The organism is Curtobacterium sp. AC273, from assembly GCF_979253735.1.
The window spans coordinates 144824-150823 of record NZ_CEEDDU010000011.1 but is presented as its reverse complement, the minus strand read 5'-3'; the positions used below and the strand labels follow the sequence as shown (position 1 = coordinate 150823).

Here is a 6000-nt window from a genome sequence, read left to right as displayed (position 1 = left end):
GCGTTGTTGACCTCGCAGGCGGTGCTGGCGACTGCGGCTGGCGGCGCGTTGCTGTGCTGCTGGGCTGGCGGCATCCAGTTGGCCAGCGGCGCCGATTTCTCGACGCCGGGCTGGACGTCGGTGGCGCAGGCTGGCGTCGGCGGCGAAACCGGCGCAGGCGCTGCAGGCGGATGCCGTCGACGATGGCGGCTCAGGCCGTAGGCGTTCCTGGTCGCGGTCTTCCAGGCCAGCACGGTCGATGCCGTCGGCGGGCGCGCCGCAGGCCGCGCACCACCGCCGGCGCTGCCGTTGCTGCGGTTGTCGGCGGCGTTCTTGCCGTTGTAGTGTCGGCGATCGGCGACGGCGCAGGTCGGCGGCTGGCGATCAGCTTGCTCGGCGGTGCCGTCGCGCTTTCTTGTAGGTGGTGCAGGGCGTACTGGCCAGCACGGCGGGCGCTGCCGTCGGGTGACCACCTCGTCGACGCTCGCCGCCGGCGTGCTCGGCGCTGCCGAGCTTCATCGAGTTCGGTGTCCTTCCTGGCCTTCTTCGCGCGGGTTGGGAGCGGCGGGCTGACCCTCGGCCGGAGCAGCGGCGGGCGCAGGCTCTTCTCGGCAGCGAGCTTCGGACGCGACGCGAACTCCTCGAAGGCGGCACGAGTCTCACGGTCGTCGAGCGACGCGATGTCGCGGCCGAGGAAGAAGCCCCCGACCCAGTCGCCGATGGCCTTGCCGCGCGCGCTCCACGACGGCGCTGGCCAGGCCGTGGTAGCCGCGGTGGGCGCCCCAGGCGAGGAAGCCCTTCATCGCAGAACTTGCCCGACTGGAACACGCCGATGCCGAACCCGAGACCCGCGTGGCTTCGAGGTTCGTGATGGCGCTGTAGTCGCTCGTGGCCTCGCCGCGCATCGTCGCGACGACGTTCTTGGCGAGCTGCTTCGCTGGCGCACGGCGTGCTGGGCGTTCGGCACGCAGAAGCCGCCGACTTGCCGCCACCGGTCAGGTCCGGCACGGCAGCGACGTCGCCGCAGATGGCCGTCCACGATCACGCCGTTGTCGTCGACGACGCGCAGGTCAGGCTGCACGCGGATGCGACCGCGCTGCTCGAGCGGCAGGTCGGTGCCCTTGACCATCAGGTTCCGCCGCTTGACGCCGGCGGTCCAGATGATGAAGTCCGACTCGATCGTCTCGATCGCGCCGTCGGTGGTCTTGAGCTCGCAGACGCCGCCCACGGCCGAGGCCAGCTGCGTCTCGAGGTGCACCGTGGCACCGCGCTGGGCGAGGTTGTCGAGCACCCAGTGCGACGTCTCGAGCGACACCTCGGGCATGATGCGCCCCATCGCCTCGACCAGGTGGAAGTGGGTGTCGTCGAAGGACAGCTGCAGGTAGCTCTTCGGCAGGTCGGACGCGAACGAGCGGAGCTCGGCGAAGACCTCGATGCCGGCGAAGCCACCGACCACGACGACGGTCAGCAGACGGTCCTTGCTCGGGCCGGCCGGCAGGTTGCGCTGCCTTGTGGAAGTTCGACGGGGATCTTGTCGCGGATCGCCGCGGCCTCTTCGATGGTCTTGAGGCCGATGGCCTCGTCCGCGACGCCCGGAATCGGGAAGGTGCGCGAGGCCGCGCCCGCGGTCATGACGATCTGGTCGTAGGACTCTTCCCGCGCCCGCACCTCGGTCAGGGTGATCGTCACCGTCTTGGTGGCGTAGTCGACCTTCGTGACCTTGGCCGTGACGACACGCGTCTTCTTGAGGGTGACGACGGTGCAGGGCGATCGCGTGGCGCAGCTCGATGGAACCGGCGGCGACCTCGGGGAGGAACGGCTGGTACGTCATGTACGGCAGCGGGTCCACCATCACGACCTCTGCCAGCACCGACCCGGGCGAAGGTGCTTCTCGAGCTTCCAGGCGGTGTAGAAGCCGGCGTAACCGCCGCCGACGACGAGGATCTTGGGCACGGGGAATGATCTCCTTGGATGAAGTTGGCGGGGAGTCGAGTCAGACTTCGCCGCCACCCGCCCCGACTCCAGCGTCTGCACCGCCATCATACGCCCGGCACTCCACCGGGAGGGCGACCAGCGCTCGCGCGCTCGAGCGCGAGGTCGCCGATGGGGTTGACACCGGGTCCGGCGGCGAGGGCGTGGCCGACGGCGATGCAGGCACTTCGCGGGTGGGCATGCCACCGGCGCTGATCCCGTCGATCTCGTCGGCGTGCTCGATCGACTCACGATCGGCCAGGTAGGACTCGTGCGCCGCGCGGTACTGCGCAGCGACGTCGAGGTCCTCGAGGGCTGCCAGCTCACGGCGGCCTGGTTGGCCTCGAGGGTGCTGACCGCGGCGGTGGCCGCGAGGTGGCACAGGTAGTAGAACGTCGGGAACGGGGTGCCGTTCGACGGTCAGGCTTCGTGGAGACGACCGTGGGGTTGCCACGGAGCGCGGCGGGCCGCGATCCCGATGACGTCGCGAGCCGGTCGGCCGAGCTGCGCCAGAACGACCTGGACGTCGCGTTCGGAGGGCGGAACCGAAGGGAGGGTCGTCACGGGGACGAGAGCCTACCGGAGTCGGGCGCGGCCTACTTCGTGTCGCCGGTGCCGGTGACGTCGGGTGCGACCAGCTCCTGCTTCGTCTGCTCGGTCAGGCCGGACGTGAGCACCGACGACAGCATCGCCTGCCCAGTCGACCTTCGGGGTCTGCACCGTCGAAAGGCTCACCGGCGTACCGGAGTCGGTCGTGGGCTTGCCGTCGGGCTTCGACGCCTCGGTCCCCATCACTGAGGTAGCTCTCCTCGCCCGGGTACACGTAGAGCAGCCGGTCGCGCGCCTGCGCTTCGATGTAGGCGGGGTCGTCCCAGCGTGCGACGTCCTTCTGCTTCTGCGTGACGTCGGCCTTCTGGCTGGCCACCTCGCGCTGCTGCTGCGCGATCTGCTCCTGCTGCTGGATGAGCGTGCGGAGGGAGGGCGCGAGCACGACGACGAACAGCACGATGATCGCGAGCATGAGCAGGCTGACCCGGAGAACCGGATCGACCGGTACCAGGGGTGGTTCAGATCGTACCGTTCTCCGGCATGGCCACGGGGACGCGGCGGACGCGGGGCTTCTCACTGGGCACGGTCCAGAGCGATAACCCGGCCCCGGTGGTCGGGAGTGGGCGGCACGCGGCGGTTCGGTGCCCTCCCAGCGTCCGCACCGGGCCACCGGACGGCGCGCCTCTACCGCCTCGCCCGCACCGTCCGACGGGTGGTCGCGCCGACCACCCGCGCCGCCCCGCTGCGCCGACTGCCGCGCCGACTCCTGCGCCGCTCACGCCGACGACGACGGCCTCGCCCTCCGGCAGGAGGACGGCGTCGTGTCGTGCAGCCGGTGATCGATGCTTACCAGCGCGGCCGAGCACGGGAAGGCCGAGCGACGCCGGCGTACGTCGCGGCGTCGCCGAGCTCTTCCTCGATGCGGAGGAGCTGGTTGTACTTCGCGACGCGGTCGAGGCAGGCCGGCGCACCGGTCTTGATCTGGCCGCCGTTCACCGCGACCGCGAGTAGTCCGCGATCGTGGTGTCCTCGGTCTCGCCCGAGCATCGGTGCGACAGGATCGCGGTCATGCCGTGACGCTGCGCGAGGGACACGGCGTCGAGGGTCTCGCTCAGCGATGCCGATCTGGTTGACCTTCACGAGGATCGAGTTGCCGGCCTTCTCGTCGATCCCGCGCTGCAGGCGCTTCAGGTTCGTTGACGTAGAGGTCGTCGCCGACGATCTGCACCTTGTCGCCGAGCTCGGCGATCAAGTGGGTCCAGCCGGCCCAGTCGTCCTCGGCCAGCGGGTCCTCGATGGTCGCGAGCGGGTAGTCGCGGACGAGCTCGGAGAAGTAGGCGGTGAACTCCTCGCAGCGGGAGCTGCTTGCCCACTCGAAGAAGTACTTGCCGTCGTTGAAGAACTCGGTCGAGGCGACGTCGAAGGCCCAGCATGATGTCCTTGCCCGGCGTGAACCCGGCCTTCTCGATCGCCGCGAGCAGGAAGTCGAGCGCGGCACGGTTCGACGCGAGCTCCCGGCGCGAAGCCGCCCTCGTCGCCGAGGCCGGTCGCGAGCCCCTGCTTCTTCAGCTCGCCCTTGAGGGCGTGGTACGTCTCGACGCCCCAGCGGAGTGCCTCGGAAAAGGACTCGGCGCCGTCGACGGCACCAGGAAGAACTCCTGGATGTCGACGTTGGTGTCGGCGTGCGCCCCACCGTTGACGACGTTCATCAGCGGCACGGGCAGCGTGTGCGCGTTCGGGCCACCGAGGTAGCGGAACAGCGGCAGGTCGGCCGAGGTCGGCGGCGGCACGGGCCACGGCGAGCGAGGCGCCGAGGATCGAGTTCGCACCGAGGCGCGACTTGTTCTCGGTCCCGTCGAGCTCGATGAGCGCGGCGTCGACCAGCAGGCGCTGGTCGGTGGCGTCGAAGCCCTCGAGCGCCGGGCCGATCTCGTCGAGGACGGCGTCGGCGGCCTTCAGGGCGCCCTTGCCGCCGTAGCGGGCCTTGTCTCCGTCACGGAGTTCGTGCGCCTCGAACGCACCGGTGGAGGCACCGGAGGGGACGAGCGCGCGGGACACGACGCCGTCGTCGAGGAGGACCTCGACCTCGACCGTCGGGTTGCGCTCGGGAATCGAGGACTTCGCGTGCTCCTACGGCATCGATCACGGCCACGGGAGTACTCCCTACACGTTCGGTTGTGGTGATTGCGCGGGACCGATCCCTACCGACGCCGGGTGGACACGAGTCCCAGATGACGTCCGCTGTAGGAGAACTCGAACGGCAGGACGGTCGGTTCAGGCGAGCGGACGGAACGCCACGCCCTCCGAGCGACTCGGTGTCCGCCGTCACGGTTGCGAACGCACGTCGAACCCCTGCGCGACGAGCCCGGCGAGCAGGTTCTTCGTGTTCTTCGTCCGGCGTTCCAGGCGCACGCGACGGTGCCCCTCGAGCACCTCGGACTGCGCAACGCCGCGAAGGCCGGACCGAGGTCGACGTCCTTGTCGTACACGAGCACGACGGCGTCGGATGCTCGGCCGACTCCGGCAGCGTGACGAGGTCGACCAGCCGCTCGAACCCGAGCGAGAACCCGACGGCCGGTACGTCCTGCCCGAGGAAGCGTCCGATCCATGCCGTCGTAGCGCCCGCCGCCAGCCCAGGCTGGCCAGCCGAAGTCCGGGTGCGCGACCTCGAAGATCGTGCCGGTGTAGTAGCCCATGCCACGCACGAGCGTCGGGTCGAAGCGCAGGTCGACGCCCGGGAGCGCCGCGCGGAGCTGGAGCAGGTCGTCGAACGCCGCGGTGTCGAGCCACTCCGTGCCGACGACGGACTCCCAGTCGGCCGACCCCGAGCGAGGCGGATCGTGTCCTCGAGCCCCGGCAGGTCGACGCCGACCGTGTCGCGGAGCTCGGCGGCCACACCGCGTCCGGACCGATCTTGTCGAGCTTGTCGATCGTGATCAGTGCCCGGTCGGCGGCCGCGGGCTCGTGATCCCCACGAGGCGAGCAGGGCGAGCAGGATCCGCCGGTCGTTGATCCGGATGGTCGTGCCGGCGATCCCGAGCGCGTCGAGCGCCGCCGTGGTCGCCCGGATGAGCTCGATCTCGGCGAGCTGGCCGGGCTCCCCCAGGATGGCCGATGTCGCACTGGACGAACTGGCGGTAGCGGCCCTTCTTGCGGACGCTCGGCGCGCCAGACCGGGGCGATCTGCACCGACCGGAACACCGTCGGTAGCTCGGCGCGGTGCGTGGCGTAGAATCCGGGCGAGCGGCACGGTCAGGCCGAACCGGAGCCCGAGGTCGGCCAGGTCCAACTGGGCCTCGGCGCGCTGCTGGGTCCTCGGTGGAGAGGCCGCGCTTCATGACGGCGAACGCGAGCTTCTCGTTGTCACCGCCGAGCCCGGAGTGCAACCGTGCGGCGTCCTCGACGACCGGGGTCTCGATCTCGTCGAACCCGTGCCGCGTGTACACCCTCGGATCACGCCCAGGACGTGCTCCCGCCGGGCTTGTCCGCCGGGGAGGAAGT

Annotated in this window: 8 protein-coding genes and 2 pseudogenes; all 10 read right to left on the bottom strand. The window is 70.3% G+C overall.

Annotated features, from left to right (window positions below):
• Positions 1-452 (bottom strand): hypothetical protein (locus tag ACZ8AI_RS19215; RefSeq protein ID WP_464859467.1); only part of this gene is annotated, 452 nt, incomplete at its 3' end.
• A gap of 186 nt (positions 453-638) precedes the next feature.
• The gene (locus tag ACZ8AI_RS19210) at positions 639-782 is read right to left on the bottom strand and encodes a hypothetical protein (RefSeq protein ID WP_464859466.1); all 144 of its coding nucleotides are present in this window, start codon (positions 780-782) and stop codon (positions 639-641) included.
• A complete protein-coding gene (locus ACZ8AI_RS19205) occupies positions 779-1435 on the bottom strand; it encodes an FAD-dependent oxidoreductase (protein ID WP_464859465.1) in 657 nt (218 codons plus the stop codon). The genes ACZ8AI_RS19210 and ACZ8AI_RS19205 overlap by 4 nt, the downstream gene beginning before the upstream one ends.
• A gap of 8 nt (positions 1436-1443) precedes the next feature.
• Positions 1444-1668 carry a hypothetical protein gene (locus tag ACZ8AI_RS19200; RefSeq protein WP_464859464.1) on the bottom strand — a complete coding sequence of 75 codons (225 nt, stop codon included), beginning with the start codon at positions 1666-1668 and terminating at the stop codon, positions 1444-1446.
• Between the two features lie 162 nt (positions 1669-1830).
• On the bottom strand, positions 1831-2013 hold the full coding sequence (locus ACZ8AI_RS19195) for a hypothetical protein (protein ID WP_464859483.1): 183 nt from the start codon (positions 2011-2013) through the stop codon (positions 1831-1833).
• Between the two features lie 27 nt (positions 2014-2040).
• A pseudogene (locus tag ACZ8AI_RS19190) lies at positions 2041-2514 on the bottom strand (DUF501 domain-containing protein); the annotation flags it as partial.
• Positions 2515-2608: 94 nt separating this feature from the next.
• Positions 2609-2971, bottom strand: a complete 363-nt coding sequence (locus tag ACZ8AI_RS19185) for an FtsB family cell division protein (protein ID WP_464859463.1) — start codon at positions 2969-2971, stop codon at positions 2609-2611.
• 381 nt (positions 2972-3352) lie between these two features.
• Positions 3353-4651 (bottom strand): annotated as a pseudogene (gene eno, locus ACZ8AI_RS19180) (phosphopyruvate hydratase); the annotation flags it as partial.
• Positions 4652-4700: 49 nt separating this feature from the next.
• Entirely contained in the window at positions 4701-5225 is a 525-nt protein-coding gene (locus ACZ8AI_RS19175) for an ATP phosphoribosyltransferase regulatory subunit (protein ID WP_464859481.1), read from the bottom strand.
• Positions 5226-5435: 210 nt separating this feature from the next.
• A complete protein-coding gene (locus tag ACZ8AI_RS19170) occupies positions 5436-5945 on the bottom strand; it encodes a hypothetical protein (RefSeq protein WP_464859462.1) in 510 nt (169 codons plus the stop codon).
• Positions 5946-6000: the final 55 nt, after the last annotated feature.